At 43.6% G+C, this 15,606-nt stretch carries 17 protein-coding genes; 10 read left to right on the forward strand and 7 right to left on the reverse strand.

Annotated features, from left to right (window positions below; genetic code table 11):
* The first annotated feature begins 25 nt into the window (after positions 1-25).
* The gene (locus tag ACPPVU_RS08865) at positions 26-664 is read left to right on the forward strand and encodes an outer membrane beta-barrel protein (protein ID WP_426671334.1); all 639 of its coding nucleotides are present in this window, start codon (positions 26-28) and stop codon (positions 662-664) included.
* Positions 665-756: 92 nt separating this feature from the next.
* Here ACPPVU_RS08865 and ACPPVU_RS08870 read toward each other — a convergent pair whose 3' ends face one another.
* Both ACPPVU_RS08870 and ACPPVU_RS08875 read right to left on the reverse strand, forming a co-directional pair.
* Positions 757-1,446: a hypothetical protein gene (locus ACPPVU_RS08870; RefSeq protein ID WP_426671335.1), complete on the reverse strand. Its 690-nt coding sequence runs from the start codon at positions 1,444-1,446 to the stop codon at positions 757-759.
* A 192-nt stretch (positions 1,447-1,638) separates the two neighbouring features.
* A complete protein-coding gene (locus ACPPVU_RS08875) occupies positions 1,639-2,298 on the reverse strand; it encodes a porin family protein (protein WP_426671336.1) in 660 nt (219 codons plus the stop codon).
* Between the two features lie 147 nt (positions 2,299-2,445).
* Here ACPPVU_RS08875 and ACPPVU_RS08880 point away from each other — a divergent pair, with 147 nt between their 5' ends.
* The gene (locus ACPPVU_RS08880; protein ID WP_426671337.1) at positions 2,446-3,006 is read left to right on the forward strand and encodes an NUDIX hydrolase; all 561 of its coding nucleotides are present in this window, start codon (positions 2,446-2,448) and stop codon (positions 3,004-3,006) included.
* Between the two features lie 188 nt (positions 3,007-3,194).
* On the opposite strand, the gene ACPPVU_RS08885 is transcribed toward ACPPVU_RS08880, so the two are convergent.
* Positions 3,195-3,572, reverse strand: a complete 378-nt coding sequence (locus tag ACPPVU_RS08885; RefSeq protein ID WP_426671338.1) for a YybH family protein — start codon at positions 3,570-3,572, stop codon at positions 3,195-3,197.
* A gap of 150 nt (positions 3,573-3,722) precedes the next feature.
* The gene (locus ACPPVU_RS08890; RefSeq protein WP_426671339.1) at positions 3,723-4,082 is read right to left on the reverse strand and encodes a response regulator; all 360 of its coding nucleotides are present in this window, start codon (positions 4,080-4,082) and stop codon (positions 3,723-3,725) included.
* Positions 4,083-4,268: 186 nt separating this feature from the next.
* Between ACPPVU_RS08890 and ACPPVU_RS08895 the strand changes: the two genes are divergently transcribed.
* Positions 4,269-5,075, forward strand: a complete 807-nt coding sequence (locus ACPPVU_RS08895; RefSeq protein WP_426671340.1) for a DJ-1/PfpI family protein — start codon at positions 4,269-4,271, stop codon at positions 5,073-5,075.
* Positions 5,076-5,205: 130 nt separating this feature from the next.
* On the opposite strand, the gene ACPPVU_RS08900 is transcribed toward ACPPVU_RS08895, so the two are convergent.
* Both ACPPVU_RS08900 and ACPPVU_RS08905 read right to left on the reverse strand, forming a co-directional pair.
* Entirely contained in the window at positions 5,206-5,778 is a 573-nt protein-coding gene (locus tag ACPPVU_RS08900) for a transposase (protein WP_426671341.1), read from the reverse strand.
* Between the two features lie 187 nt (positions 5,779-5,965).
* Positions 5,966-6,601 carry a hypothetical protein gene (locus ACPPVU_RS08905; protein ID WP_426671342.1) on the reverse strand — a complete coding sequence of 212 codons (636 nt, stop codon included), beginning with the start codon at positions 6,599-6,601 and terminating at the stop codon, positions 5,966-5,968.
* Positions 6,602-7,143: 542 nt separating this feature from the next.
* Here ACPPVU_RS08905 and ACPPVU_RS08910 point away from each other — a divergent pair.
* The 7 genes from ACPPVU_RS08910 (at position 7,144) to ACPPVU_RS08940 (ending at position 14,259) form a co-directional block, all read left to right on the forward strand.
* Positions 7,144-8,241: a hypothetical protein gene (locus tag ACPPVU_RS08910; RefSeq protein WP_426671343.1), complete on the forward strand. Its 1,098-nt coding sequence runs from the start codon at positions 7,144-7,146 to the stop codon at positions 8,239-8,241.
* A gap of 185 nt (positions 8,242-8,426) precedes the next feature.
* The gene (locus ACPPVU_RS08915) at positions 8,427-8,846 is read left to right on the forward strand and encodes a putative quinol monooxygenase (RefSeq protein ID WP_426671344.1); all 420 of its coding nucleotides are present in this window, start codon (positions 8,427-8,429) and stop codon (positions 8,844-8,846) included.
* A gap of 34 nt (positions 8,847-8,880) precedes the next feature.
* On the forward strand, positions 8,881-9,531 hold the full coding sequence (locus tag ACPPVU_RS08920; RefSeq protein ID WP_426671345.1) for an ankyrin repeat domain-containing protein: 651 nt from the start codon (positions 8,881-8,883) through the stop codon (positions 9,529-9,531).
* A 105-nt stretch (positions 9,532-9,636) separates the two neighbouring features.
* Positions 9,637-10,320, forward strand: a complete 684-nt coding sequence (locus tag ACPPVU_RS08925) for a DNA alkylation repair protein (RefSeq protein WP_426671346.1) — start codon at positions 9,637-9,639, stop codon at positions 10,318-10,320.
* Positions 10,321-10,616: 296 nt separating this feature from the next.
* Positions 10,617-12,989: an ABC transporter permease gene (locus ACPPVU_RS08930; protein ID WP_426671347.1), complete on the forward strand. Its 2,373-nt coding sequence runs from the start codon at positions 10,617-10,619 to the stop codon at positions 12,987-12,989.
* Positions 12,990-13,024: 35 nt separating this feature from the next.
* Positions 13,025-13,282 (forward strand): hypothetical protein, encoded by a 258-nt coding sequence (locus ACPPVU_RS08935; RefSeq protein WP_426671348.1) that lies wholly within the window; start codon positions 13,025-13,027, stop codon positions 13,280-13,282.
* Between the two features lie 101 nt (positions 13,283-13,383).
* Entirely contained in the window at positions 13,384-14,259 is an 876-nt protein-coding gene (locus ACPPVU_RS08940) for a hypothetical protein (protein ID WP_426671349.1), read from the forward strand.
* 451 nt (positions 14,260-14,710) lie between these two features.
* Here the strand turns inward: ACPPVU_RS08940 and ACPPVU_RS08945 are convergent, their stop codons facing one another.
* On the reverse strand, positions 14,711-15,580 hold the full coding sequence (locus tag ACPPVU_RS08945; RefSeq protein WP_426671350.1) for a hypothetical protein: 870 nt from the start codon (positions 15,578-15,580) through the stop codon (positions 14,711-14,713).
* Between the last annotated feature and the right edge of the window lie 26 nt (positions 15,581-15,606).

The raw sequence follows: 15,606 nt of genomic DNA on the forward strand, positions 1-15,606 counted from the left end.
ATCTTTCGGCACTTAAACTTTATTCATGAAGAAACTATTACTAACCTTTTTGCTGGCTATCGCGGCAATGACCACATTTTCGCAAACTATCAATTACGGTATTAAAGGCGGCTTTAACCTGTCAGATCAATCAACTGGCAGCTTCCCTTATATTATAAAACACCAAAAAGCCCCAGGCTTTAATATTGGCGGAATAGCGAGCGCTGATTTCGGCAATTTTACATTACAACCTGCTTTATCCCTAACCACTAAAGGCGTAAAGTACCCTGATCAATCCCATGTGTTGTTTGCGGGGACCCCGAACCCAATTACCCAGACTATGCCTGCGGCCACTGTTACGGCATATGATATTGAGCTTTCGGCTAATGCATTTTATAACATTCACGTCGCACCCGGCGCGGTTATTCAGTTAGGGGGCGGCCCATCTTTCGGCTATAATATTTCTGCAAGGGCTAATGTGGATAATCCTGCACCTAACACCCCCTCCAAGTTCGCCCTCGGATATAACAACCCCGAACTTGGCGTAAACTTCATCGCCGGTGTCAAACTAAAAAAGAAATTACTGATTGATATTGGTTACAATCTTGGGCTGTCTAACCTAGTAGACAATGGCACTATTAAAAACCGTGTAATGAATATTTCTGTGGGGTATTTGTTTTGGTAGACAAGTTGGCCAGATGTACACCTTGCCTATGGGATGCCGAATAAATTCGGCATGACAGGGCAAGTATATTACCGATGTCAGAAATTCAAACTTTAAAACACCCAAATCATGTACGCAGAGAGCATACTGCGGAATAAAAATGTACCTGCCAGCATCACCGCACTTATCAGCATAATAAAATAGACTATGGTTTTTATATCGTTTATGCTACGGCCTTCTTTTAATACCAACCGGCGGAATGGTTCAAGTGTCAACAGCAACAAGCAGGTGATCAGGATAAAACCTAAAGCAAGCTGACCGCCAAGACCGATCGGGCTTGCCGCTTTATTGCCACTGGTGAAAAAAACATAAAAATTATACAGGAACAATACGTTCCAGATCACCACAATGGCAACAGCCGCAATTGGCTTTATAGGGAAGCCCCCTTGTTTTTGGGTCGATGACAAGTCTGCAACCGGGATGTAATTACCGGGATTTGCATTATCTAAAAAACCTGTCTGTTTGATCTTGTTTATCAAAACCAAGGGGTTATCAAACGTCCAGAAGATCACTTTAGGGTTATAACCACTAACGTTATGATTGATCTGGATGCCGCTCCCAATCACTGTTATGCCGCTATACGGTTCGATAGAAACAATATTGGATGGATTAAAAACCAGTTTCCCTAAAATTCCCGCATTAAGGGTAAGGGTATCTTTATTAACAGTTAGTTTTGCAAAAGGCCAGGTCGCATTTGCCATTCCGATGCGTGCGCCTCCCGTTTGATTGATCTCCTGGTACATTGTGTAAGGTTTAAAGCTGGATAAAGCTATCTAAAATTAATAAAGAAACAAATAGCGGACTTTGGTTATACGTTGGACGTAATACGTTTTACGTTGAATGTCGCCCTGAACTTGTTTCAGGATGACGGCTTTAACGTACCGCAGGGTCTCTTGATCAGGAAACCCTGCAGTATGCAAGCTCAACACATCAGCCTAAAAAAGATATCCTACCGAAAGGCCAACTGTTCTGTTTTTATCAGTAATACCCCAGGCGATACTTGTTAAACCCAAACTATAGTTCAGGTCAATAGTAAAATGTTTTTTTAGTTCAACGCCTGCAATAAAATTAATACCATAATTAATGCGCTTATCATCTTTATTATGGTCGCTCCCATATGATATATCTCCATGGTAATCATAAGTTGTGGAGCCCGTAACATGCTGGGTACTTGTGCCGGACAGGGAGTAATCCATATATGGCCCTCCGCCTGCATAAATTTTCACTCCTGGTGCGGCCCGCAGCTTATAGAGCAGGTTTACAGGGAGTTCGAGATAATTATATTTCGTATTCCCTACCACGTGTTCCACATAAGTTTGACTGTTGCTCACATAATCAAATTCTTCTATGTATTTTCCCCCTTTTGTAATAAAAAACAGTCCGGGTTGAATACTAAAATGCTGAAATCCAACATCAGCCGTTACACCAACCTGGTAACCCGCTCTGTTTTGATTATCGCCGGTAAAATTTAATGCAGGGCCGCTGAAGGCCACGGTTGATAAATTTACACCCCCTTTTATACCAAGGTTGAAAGTTTGCGCAAAGGAAAATGTAGTAATTAATACCAGGGGAAAAGTTAGTAGCAGTCTGTTCATGTATAAAGTTTAAGTGCCGCAAAATGTAGAAATTAATTGAAAAAACGTGGCTTTTCATGCCAATTTATTTCGGCATGATGGTTTCCAAAAAGAAAGGTTTATTTTAGCTTGTCCTATCACCCTACCCGTAAGAGCACCTTTACAACCATGAAAGACATCCAAAAATGGAAAATACTACAAACCGACATTGCCTTTGATAACGAATGGTGCAGGGTGAATAAGGACATTGTTGAACTGCCATCCGGTAAAATTATTGATGATTACTTCGTTCACATCCGGCCAGAGGTGGTTTTGACATTTCCCGTAACGAGCGATAACAAGGTGATCATGGTGCGGCAGTACAAACATGGGGCAAAGGAGATATTGCTCGAGTTCCCCGGCGGGATATTTGATCCGGCCGAAGAATTCCCCCGCGACGCTGCCCTGCGCGAAATGAGAGAAGAAACCGGCTACCACTCAGACGATATAGAGGACCTGACCATTGTATACGATAACCCCACAAAAGACACCAACCGGATATTCCTCTTCCTGGCCCGTAACGTGGAGAAGAGGTTTGATACCGAATTTGACTCTACTGAAGATATTGAGACGGTTGAAGTTCCACTTAATGAAATCCCAAAGCTGATAAAGGAACGGAAGATAGTGGTTACTGGTTCAATTGCGATATATTATATGGCGTTGATGGCGTTGAATACAAAAGTATATTAATGTCATCCTGTCCGCCCATTGGCGGATCAGTATCTCACAGGACAGGTCGCCGCCGTGATACACCTTGAATGTGGGATGCCGAAACAAGTAATCGGTATGACGGTTAGTTCGCGCCAGGTTAAGCGTCGACGATGAAACAGGCGATAGTACTCAATTTGAAGATAGAAATATAAATGAATTTTATATTTCTATGGCTCATTAGTTGCGATATCTGCAACATTTTTCCAGGAACCGTCAGATTGTTTTTTCCAGACGGTTACTCCATTATAATGTTGTGTTACAGCTTTGCCAGATGAATCGTTCATGACGATTTGACTTTTTTCTACAAGATAAGCCAGATCACCGATTTGCGAAACCTGAACACTTTGAGGCTCCCAGGTTATTTTAAATCCCGGTATTTTAAAACTTCCTTCTATCATCTGACGGATCTCTTTTTTCCCTTTTAAAACAGGTTGTCCTGGCGACATAACAACAGCATCCATCGGTCCAATAGCTAAGTGTTGTTTCGATATCTCCGGTTGAAGCAGCTTTAGCCCATTCTCTGCTTGTCTGCATAACTTTTTCACCTTCAGCTTTTGTATCAACGCTTTGTTGACCGCAGCCTAAAACCGTTATTAGTATTAATCCGATCAGAACTTTATGTTTCATAGTTCATTTATTTGAATGTTCGGTTCTCTGCTTCGGACAGCGATTTGTCCCCCGCGCCAGGTTAAAGCTCACGACAACGCTATCCTATGCACCAGATACACAAAATCTTCCAGCTCAAGCGGTTTGGCTATGTGGCCATCGGCACAGGTGCCTTTTTTTGATATCTCGTCGACCGTTTTAGTGGCCGAGTACAGGATGATGGGTATCTGCCCGGTTTGTTCGTTTGCTTTTAGTTTGACGCATAGGTCGTTGCCCGGGGTATTGCCCAGTTGTGCGCCGATAACGATGATATGCGGTTTTATCCGGCTTATATCTTCAATGGCTGTCTCTTTGGTACTTTTGGTTACTTCGTACCCGTTATTTTCGAATGTAAAAACGGCCATATTAAGCGCGTCGGTGTCCTCTTCAATAATAGTTAGCTTTTTCACTGTGGTGTGTAATTGGTGATCCTAAGTTAGGGAATTAAATTGTCTGAACCATGATTACGCTGATTAAATGATTTACATGATTATTTTTATATCAATTCCCTAAATCAGAGTAGTCAGATAATCTCGAAAACTTTACCTTTAGCTGTAACATCACCTCATTATCAGGCTCTAACAATAAAACCTATTATGAAAAATATCTACCTTATTATTCTGCTGGTATTATTTGTTGCCGTCAGCTCTTATGCGCAGCCATCGGCACAAAAAGACAGCGTTTTTGCATGTGGTGTGTGCGGCGGCAGTTGCGATAACATAAGCTATGATAAGCCGGGCATCTGTGCACATTGCAATATGCCACTGGTAAAAATATCATTAGCCGACTTTAAAAGCCGGCTGAATGCTAAGCCCGTCACCATTGCCTTTTACCTGCAGGATAACGTAGTAGTATTGGATTTTGCCGGTCCGCTGGAGGTATTTACCACCGCCGGGTTTAATGTGTTCACGGTATCAAAAACGTACAAGCCTATCCGCTCCAGTACTGTTTTATTCGTAACTCCCGATTACACCATACAGGACGCTCCAAAAAGCGACATTCTGGTGGTATTCGGTGGCCCAACCCAACCCACAACCGATGACCCGGAAGTGATGGCGTGGATAAAAGCACAAACCAGCCAGGATCAGTATATTATGTCGGTATGTACGGGGGCGTTTATTTTGGGTAAAGCAGGTGTACTGGACGGCCTTACTGCAACTACCTTCCACACCGCTATTGATGATCTGGCTAAAGCCTGTCCCAAAACCAAAGTGTTGGCCAATACCCGTTTTGTTGACAATGGCAAAGTGATCACCACGGCAGGCATCTCGGCCGGGATAGATGGCGCCTTGCACCTTGTTGAAAAGCTACGCGGTCGTGCCTACGCCGAGGATGTTGCCAAAACAATTGAATACGATAAATGGGTACCCGGGCAGGGACTGATTGTACAGGCGGGGAAATAAGTAACCAATTCTGGGTACTGCAGGGTCCCTTATCAGGAGACCCTGCAGGGACAACATCGGGACGTCGGAGAACACCGTCCCCCAAACACTGTCCCCTCAGGGTCTCTCGGAGAGGACCCTGAGGAGCACTTCACACCCAATGATCACGGTAATCCACAATATTTATCAATTCGTTTGGTTTCTCCAATTCATAATAAGACGCGCTGCTATGCAAATAGTCAGTAAACTCATTACATAAGTTCCATTTCCCACTCACCGGATTATGATGTATGTAATCCAACTTTTGGTATAAAAAGTCCATGCTGTAAATTGGTTTGGCATCAAATGAAGGCTCAAATACTTTGTGCAACTGTCCCTTTGCTTTTTCTTTTTCAGAACATGCCAGGGCTAAAGTATTCAACATCGCATGATTATGACCAGCTACAAGACGCTGAATAATAGCATAAGCCATAAACCGTTTACCATTGCTTATTATGGTATTTAGATGTAGCTGGTCATTACCGAACTCCAAAAGCAGATGGATATGATTAGGCATAATCACATAAGCCAGGGTCTTGATATCATATTTACTATCAATCAGTTTTAACCAATTATATATCAGATCATATGATTGTGTAATATCAAATAGCGGTATCCAATTAAAACAAGTAAATGTAATAAACCACGTACTGTCTGTTATTTGATGATTTGTTCTTATGGCCATGGAGTAAAGAATAAATTCCGGTACTGCTGGGTTCAGAAGACCCTGCAGGGACGTTAAGGACGTTAAAGATTGAACTTGAATTAATCCGCGCTGTCATCCTGTCCGCCCATTGGCGGACGGCATGACTATAGGAGTTGAGCTGCTGCCCAAAGCATATTCCGGGCAACAGCTTAACTCCGATCATCCTTTAATCAGCCTTTGTCACCTCCGGTTGCAGATCTGCAACCTTAACTTTTATGCCTTCAAAGCTGTTTGTGCTGATGCCTACCAGGCCGTATACCGTTTCGCCGTTTTTAACTACGGTGCCTGCGATATCATACTTTAACAATTCCTCTTTGTATTTACTGTTTGCCGAGCTTGCAGCGATGATGTTACCGCCTGCAATACCCGGACCAATGGCATAGCCGATAGGCACAGAATTTGATGCTCCGTTGCCCGACGAGGTGGTGAGCTTTGACGGGGTAAGCAGCAGGTAAAGCAAGTAAATTGCAGGGTGTTGTTTGGTGGCATCAAAAAGCTTTGCGTTATCAAGCATCACTACATCCGCGCCGTTGTTGTAAACGAGTTTAATGTCCTTGCCAAAATGGAGATCGCGGCCACTGTTGTTGGTTACCTTTACGGCCACCAGTTTTACGTTGCTGTTGGTTTCGCGTTTGGCGTAGCGGCCTGTCAGTAAATTATATTTATAATCTACATTAACAGATTTGTCACTGCTGCCTGACATATAACTTAATGTATTGGGACTGATGACGTTGTAGCTTGATGCACAGCTGCCAAGAAAGAAAATGCTTAATACCAGTAATAGGTTTTTTTGTGTTTTCACGATTTGTATAAGGTTTTGGTTGAAGCTGCAATATACAAATTGCCGGGATTTTGGCAAGGGAGAATTTAGTGTAACAGGGCAAACGCATCAAAATAGTTTATATTAGGAGGCTCCTATCTTTGGTCTAATAAAGCCAATCCTACAATGTTATTATTGTTTGAAATGGGGGTGGAGCCAAAATACATTGATTGTGTTAGCTATAAACAGGATATTCCTAACGGAATAAAAAAACAAGTTAACAAAACTGGTACCAGGCTCTGGAGGAGTTGCCTGTTTATAGAAAAAGCACATACAGCACCGTCTCCATTAGGAGTCACCTAACTCTTATTTGGTCCGGGATTATAAATCCGGACAGACGTAAAATTAATTGCAATTAGAATTAACTATCTGATATTAAATAAAATATGAATTGTAAATAAAATTTTCCTACATTTAACTATCCCTAATATTTATCCGTATCCGAACTATCCTCTTTGTTAAAGAATGCCGTTATTTTCTTGAGTTGTGTTTAAAGAAGTTGAATCATTTAACCTGGTTGGATTATGAAAAAACTTATACTTTTAACAGCTGTGCTATGCCTTACATTTGTGGCATGTCAAAAAAACAACGCCCCTCAACCTGAAACATCACCTACATCGAAAAGCATAAGTCCGGCGCTTGCAGTTTCAACCGATTGCCTGAGAAGGTCCCGGGGTACTGATGTATATATAACAGGTATTTATCAGCCTGCTTCGGCTCGACCCAGAGCAATTTACTGGAAAAATGGCACCATCGTAAACCTTGCGCCGAATGGGCTTGGCTCAGAAGCATTTGGAATTGCCGTTAAAGGCAATGACGTGTATATAACCGGCGATATTATCGAAAACAATGGCGAGAGACATCCTGTGTATTGGAAGAACGGAGTTATGCGTCAGCTTTATCCAGGCCCTGCAACAAGCTTTAATTCTGCGACATACGATATTACACTGGATGGCAATGATGTATATATAGTAGGGGATTATAATGATTTCGTTAACAACACACAGGCAATGTTATGGAAAAACGGAGTACCGCAAATTCTCGGATATAATCCGTATGGTTCCAGCGCACGGGCTGTTAAAGTGAAGGGCTCTGATGTGTACGCAGCAGGCTATTCGGGCATTGACGTTATGGCAAACGATATTGCTGCTTACTGGAAAAATGGTGTTGTACACCAGCTTGAAAACAACCAGGAATCAGGCTTTGCAATGGGAATGGCGCTCAATGGTGATGATGTATATATTGCCGGTGAAACCTCTCCTAAGCCGGCATACGCGGCCACGCCCCGAACAGCAGTTTACTGGAAAAACGGCGTAAGGTATAATGTTCAATATAATGCAACAGCAGCAGCAATTACTATCAGTAACAATAACATTTACATCGCTGGTTCTATCTTATCTGATAACAACCAGGATTCCCAGGATACTTACTGGAAGAATGGCGTTCCCACCTTAGTTGGAGACGTCGAGGGTGGTAATTTCGCACTGGATATCCAGGTGGCCGGCAATGATGTTTACTTACTCACCGAAAAACTCAGTACCGCAATATGCTATAAGAATGGTGTTGCAGGGGTGACAATCCCCAATGTGTTGGGTTCGAGAATCCTCGTTGTACACCATTAAAAATATGGTGGCAGAAGCCCGAAGTCTCTGACTGCGAACTTGTATGATTACTGTCCCTGCAGGGTCTCCTGATAAGGGACCCTGCAGTACTTGCTGCTTTTGATACCTCAGGGTCCTCTGCGAGAGACCCAGAGGGACGGAAAGAGTAAATATGGCTATATTTACTAAAATAACCTCCCAATAATATGAAAGCAGTTAAAATACAATTAAGCCGCAACAGCAGGCTGATTTTGATTGTTGCGATCAGTATACTTATGCTTTCTTTTAGTAAACACGCTATGGCGCAGCAGAAAAATAAAATGGTTAGACTGGCAAAAATCCAGGTTGATCCATCACAACTGGAAAAGTATAATACTGCACTGAAAGAGCAAATGACCACCGCTGTTAGTGTTGAGCCCGGTGTATTAACTTATTACGCGGTCGCCGACAAAAGCGACCCTTCACACATCACCATCCTTGAAATCTATGCAGATTCGGCAGCATACAAATCACATATAGAAACGCCACATTTCAAGAAATATAAGGAAACCGTTCAGCATATGGTTAAATCGCTGGAATTGGTTGATGTTAACCTGATTGGTTATGCAAGAAAACCGGACAGGTAATTTTTTGTTGAACCTTTATTGTTTAATTTCATCTATGGCAAACCAATTATTTAAATTGATCAGCAGCACCGACTATCCGCAAATAAGAGAAGTGCTATCTAATGACCCGGCTTTGGCAAATGAGGGCGTGCCCCTTAACGATCACCTGTTTTCGCAGAAGGGACATCCGCTGCACCGGATATGCGATGCTGTATTTGCAAAAAAGATCACCGACGAACAGGCTGTAGAAACCGCGAAGATACTTTTAGAGTTCGGGGCCAATATAGATGGATACAAATCAGCAGGAGATAACAATACGCCTCTGATAGCTGCCTCAAGCCTGCATGCCGAGCAATTAGGTATTTTTTATATTGAACACAGGGCAGACGTTTTCTATACACCTAAAAGCGACGGGGCAACAGCCTTGCACTGGGCAGCGTTTTGCGGAAGGGATAAATTGGTAAAAAAACTAATCGAGAGCGGTGCAAACATAAATCAGCCTGATACCTCGTATAACAGTACACCAACCGGATGGGCTATCCATGCGTTATTATCAAAGGACAATGGCAACGCGCATAACCAGTTACAATGCATTAAATTGCTTTTAAAAGCAGGGGCCGATAAAAGTTTATTGAATAGTGATTCGATGCAGTATCTGCGTTCGGTAGCTGAAAGTGATAAAGAGTTGGAGGGGTTGATAAGATAGCTTATCGGGTGTCACCCTGAGGCCTTTGCCCACATGTTTCGAGTGCTTCAGCATGACACCTCCACATTTTCGGTGTTCCAAAAATTAATAGCTTTACCTATCAAAATGAAAACACCGGCCCACCAAACAGAACTACAGGAAGCCCTACTACATATCAAGGCGGTACGGGGCAGCGTGCCTACTCACCGCAAGCAATCGAAACGCGTCTACTCCTTTTCCAACAAACCGTTTAGCGAGCAACTGATAATATGGAACGAGCTATGGCGTAACACCAACGATTTTTGGGTGAGGCTGCATGCTTATTTCTTTTTAGAACGTCACCTGAAAAAAGATAATGAACTGCTGGAGATGTGGCCGGTTATTGTTGACTGGCAGGACCAGGTAAACGATTGGCCCCTCTGCGATGCCCTTGCCAAAATATATACCAAAATACTGGTTGCAGCACCCGACCTGGTTTATCCCCAACTGCAGCAATGGAACCGCGACGAAAACTTATGGAAGCGCAGGCAGTCTGTTGTATCGTTGTTGTATTACAGTCGCACCAAAAAGCAGCACCTGTCTTTCAGCGAGGTTGAACAATTGATCAGTCCCTTGTTGGCCGACAAGGAATACTACGTGCAAAAGGGTGTCGGCTGGGCTCTGCGCGAGTTGCGTAATGTTTACCCGCAGGAAACATTGGCATGGCTAAAAACGCACATCAAACACGTAAGCCCCATCGCCTTTACTATCGCGATAGAAAAGCTGGATGTGGAGTCGGTTAATGAATTGAAGAGGATTAGGAAAGGGTAGACTCCGTATCACAACCGTCATCCTGTCCGCCCAATGGCGGATCAGGATCTCACGGGACAGGTTACCGCCATGGTGTACACCTTGCTTATGGGATGCCGATCCGCCAATGGGCGGACGGCATGATGGGACTGGCATACCTTCAGCCCAATCCAAAAACGGACATACCTTGTAACGAAAACGGACGGTTTATAAACGCAATAACCGCCTTAAATATCTGTATATAAAATATTTACATAAATGGCATCTATTTGGTAGCAATATTGCCATAAGAAACCGTGTAAGCTAATTCAATTCATATGATCAGAAATTATCTTAAAACAGCCTGGCGCAATTTGTGGAAGAACAAAGCTTTTTCCCTTATTAATATCCTGGGTCTTGCCATGGGGCTTGCTTGCAGCCTCCTGATCTTTTTATGGGTACAGGATGAAACCCAAATGGACGCTTTTCATGCAAACGGCAAACAGCTTTACGTGATTATCCACAGGGCGTATTTCGATCATAAAAAAGCTGCGGGATATTCCACTCCGGGTTTGCTGGCCGAGGAACTGAAAAAAGATATCCCGGAGGTTATCTATGCAACCCAATTTAGCTGGAATCAGGATCACACATTCAAGGTAGGTGATAAAATATTGAAACTCAATGGCACCTATGCCAGTCCTGATTATTTTAAGATGTTCAGCTTTCACCTTTTAGAGGGTAAGCCAGCTTCGGCACTGAGTACGCCCACAAGTCTGGCGATATCTAAAAAAATGGCAGACAATTTTTTCGGTAGTCCGCAGCAGGCTATCGGAAAGACCATCAAATACGAAAATCAAAAGAACTTTACCATTACTGCGGTTTTTGATGATCCGCCCAAAAACTCTTCCCTGCAACATGAGTTCATCGTTAACTGGTACACTTTTCTAGATGAAAATAGCTGGACCAAAGACTGGGGAAATAACGGGCCGATGACCTTTTTCCAGATACGTAAGGATGCCAACCCTGTGTTAATAGATAAAAAGCTGACACATTTTCTGGATAACCTCGACAAGGGCCAGCAAAAAGGAAAATTCTACTCAGAATTAGGAATGCAGCCCTTCGCGGAAAGATATCTTCACGATCATTTTACAGATGATAAAGTTGATGGTGGCAGAATAGGCTATGTTCACCTATTCAGCATTATTGCAGTATTCATTTTGTTGATCGCCTGTATCAACTTTATGAATTTAACTACTGCGCGTTCTTTAAAACGGGCGCGTGAAATTGGGGTAAGAAAAGTGGTTGGAGCAATGCGCCCTATGTTGATCCGCCAGTTTTTGGGAGAGTCATTATTGTTGACCTCGATCGCTGTATTGTTCTCTGTGATTTTAATGGCTTTATTGCTTCCGCTGTTTAACCAGGTAACCGGTAAACAAATAAGTTTGCCATTTGACCAACCGATATTTTGGTTTGAATTACTTGGCCTCACTTTGATAACCGGTATCGTCGCCGGTAGTTATCCTGCCTTATTTTTGTCGTCCTTTAAACCTGTTAAGGTGTTAAAAGGTGCGCTGAAAATGACATCAGGCGTGGTTATCTTCAGAAAAGGTCTGGTGGTTTTCCAGTTTGTGCTTTCCGTGGTTTTGATCATCAGCACCATTATTATTACCCGCCAGGTCAATTATGTAGAAAACCAGAACTTAGGCTACGACCGCGAGAACCTGATCTATATCCCCCTTGAGGGTGACCTTGCTCCAAAATACGATCTGTTCAAAAATGAATTATCGAGAATGGGCGGCATACAGGAAGTAACGCGCACTACAGACGTACCAACCAATATTCAGAATAGTACCGGCGGTGTAGATTGGGATGGTAAAGATCCCAATATTAATATACAATTTACCCAGGCTTCGGTTGGGTATAATTTTGTCAATACATTGAAATTGAAGCTATTGCAGGGGCGTGATTTTTCAAAAGACTACCCTACCGACAGCGCCGGTTACCTGGTTAATGAGGCTGCATTAAAACGTATAGGCTATAAAGACCCTATCGGCAAGCGACTGACTTTCTGGGGAAAGAAAGGAACGATCATCGGTCTTTTGAAAGATTACCACATCGCTTCGCTGCAACAGGCAATAGTGCCTTTGGTTTTAAGACTTGACGAGAAGGCCACCTGGGGCAATGCGCTCATCAGGACAAAACCCGGGCAGACCAAACTGGCGTTGGCAAGCATGGAGAAGCTTTGCAAGCAGTTGAACCCGAATTTCCAGTTCAGTTATTATTTTTCGGATGAGCAATATCAAAAACTTTATAACAATGAACAGGTTGTAAGCAAGCTGAGTAACGTATTCGCATCATTGGCTATTATCATTTCCTGCCTTGGTTTGTTAGGATTAGCTATGTTCACTGCTGAGCAGCGGGTTAAAGAGATCGGTATCCGCAAAGTGCTGGGTGCGGGGCTGATTTCATTATTCTCCCTGTTGTCTTCTGAATTTTTGATACTGGTAGGGATTGCCTTATTAATAGCTTCACCGCTGGCCTGGTACGGGATGGATAAATGGCTGCAAAACTATGCCTACCATACCGTTGTAGAATGGTGGATATTTGCCTTAGCAGCGATCATTGCATTACTGATCACCGTTTTGACCATCAGTTTTCAAACAATCAAAGCAGCATTGGTTAATCCGGTGAAGAGTTTAAGAAGTGAATAAAATTGTTATCCGCTGAAGCATAAAAAAGTAACATTTTGGAAAAGGCGCAAGAAATTGAGCCTTTTTGCTTTAAATCCGATGTTGACGTCCCTGTAGAGTCTTTTGCCGTCCCTGCAGGGTCTCCTGATGACGTCCCTGCAGGGTCTCCTGATAAGGGACCCTGCAGTACCCGTCGCTTTAATACCTCAGGGGCCCTGCGAGAGATCCTGAGGGGACAGGAACGTTGTTCTAAGTCAGACACCTGGGATATTGACGGAAACATCGGAAAGTTTTCAAACTATTTTTTTGGTTGATGGAACAACTTATGGTACATTAGATACGTTACTGTGAAAATGCGCTCGTCTATAATTTATACGAATAAGTAATTTTAAAATATAAACCTAAACCTCGTAATATGAAAAATGTATTTCCTTCCAAAATAGGCCTTTTGGCGTTTTTGCTTATATGCGTTTCAACTTTTATCACTTCCTGTAAAAAGGAAACGTTAGTTGATTCCAATCAGTCGCCTAAAATTGCACCACCAAAGCCGCTTGACACAGTTTATTATCAATGGGGTGATCTGAGCATCAGCCGAAGTAATATTACAGATATCATCCAGTATGATAATACAGGTAAAATTAGCAAGATCACCAGTATTTATTCGGTCGGACAGCTTGCACGTGTGGTTAATTTTACCTACCAGGATAACAAGATAACCCTTGATACTGATATGAAGGACATTTATACCCTGGATGAGAGTGGTCGGGTAGTGTCGCACCAAAGCACTGAGGTGCAGAATGGGCTTACCTTTACAGAAACCCAAACTTATAATTACGACAGCAACGGCTACTTAAGTACAATACCTATGTCGGTAAATGGTACTGTTTACTCAACTATTAATTACAAGGTAGCAAACGGGAATTATACCAGCTATGTATTATCAAATACGAGTGACGGAAAGATTACCAGGGAATACGATTTCACCTATGGTAATACAAAAGCTACCAGCCCTATTTCACTTTTTACACCTGTTTTTGGCGATAATACTTATGTGGCTGTTGAGAAGTATTTAAACTTTGGCAAGCAATCAGTGAACACGATATCGGGAATAAATTACACCATAGCCAATGAGAACGGCACCGTGAGCAAAGGCACGCTACCCGCCACCAGCCAGGTTGACACCGATGGTAATTTAACCGGTCTGGATTTGAGTTCGGGGACTTATATTAACGCGTTTCCTTCGGATAACCTTTCACCGTTGCCCAGGAGCGTTCGTTTTGTATATAAGTAGGGTTTATTTGATGTCCCTGCGGGGCCTCCTGATAAGGGACCCTGCGGTATCTGTCGCTTTAATACCTCAGGGTCCTCTGCGAGAGACCCTGAGGGGACAGGAACCCGGTGAAAAGTTTAAGAAGTGAATAAACCCCGTCATCCTGTCCGCCCAATGGCGGATCAGGATCTCACGGGACAGGTCGCCGCTATGGTGCACACCCTGCATGTAGGGTGCCGGAACAGGTTTGGCATAACGGTATTTAGTCCGGGATTACAAATTCGTACCAACAGGTGGACTTTACTGCTTTGCTATTTTACTCACCTCCAACGGAGTCCTTCGGACCGGTCATTTCCGCCTATGGGCGGATCGACCACCCTCGCTTCGCTGCGCGGAAAGAGGGGGGTAAGAAAAAAAAGCTTTTTCAAGCCCCCCTGTAACAAATTAAGAATCACATAAAACGTACAACGTATCACGTCCAACGTTCAACCTCTTCAAAACATCCCCGTTTCCCTTCCACCACCGCATCCAGATCTACCTCCTCCATCATCACCTGGTTAAAAAAGGCATCAAGTGCCAGGCGTTTGCTGATGCGTATTACGTTTTGGTTTTGCTCGCCGGTAAGTGCACCACCTTTGAGGGCAGCGGTGTAGGCGTCCTTGTCGCGCCGCAGGGCAGAGCGCTGATGACCGGGGGCGGTAAGGAGTTTGTACTTCAGATCGCCAACCAGTTGGCGGCAGGCATCAGCCATCATATCGTACTTCTCGTCACGGTTGAATTGGAGCAGTTGCAATCGATCCAAAAAATCATAAACCGAACCAGCCATGCTGGCGAAGCTTTTACCCGATTGTTTATGCTGCAACGCCATCAGCGTATTTGATTTTGCTGTCGCGAATTGTTCCTGCTTGCCGGGTGCTGGTCGTGCTGTGCCTAACGCGGGCAAAGATTTTACGGCCTGTACGCGCTCTTCCGACAGTAGGTACTGCTCAATAAACCGCTCAAAAGCTACCACGCTGAGGCCATAGAACTCGCCATACTTGCCGCGGATGCCGTTGGCAATAGCTACGGGGATCTCGTTGATACGGATAGCGGGGTAGCGGGCGATGATATTGTCGGTAAGTTCGTTCACCATATAGTCGCGCTCCTGCGGACTGAGGCTTTTGTTGTTAAGATCGGCAAATGCTTTGGCAACGCCGATAAGCACCATGTTGAACACATCGCGTTTGGGCACTTTACGCACGGGCGATTGGGAGAGGATGGCCCATGGGGGGATTTCTTCGGAGGTCAGATGTCTGATGTCGGAGGTCGGAGGTTCGATGTGGGATTTGGTTAGGTTTGACATTTTTTATAGATTTTATTTGCTATTGA

Source organism: Mucilaginibacter sp. McL0603 (assembly GCF_049992945.1).
Lineage (GTDB): Bacteria > Bacteroidota > Bacteroidia > Sphingobacteriales > Sphingobacteriaceae > Mucilaginibacter.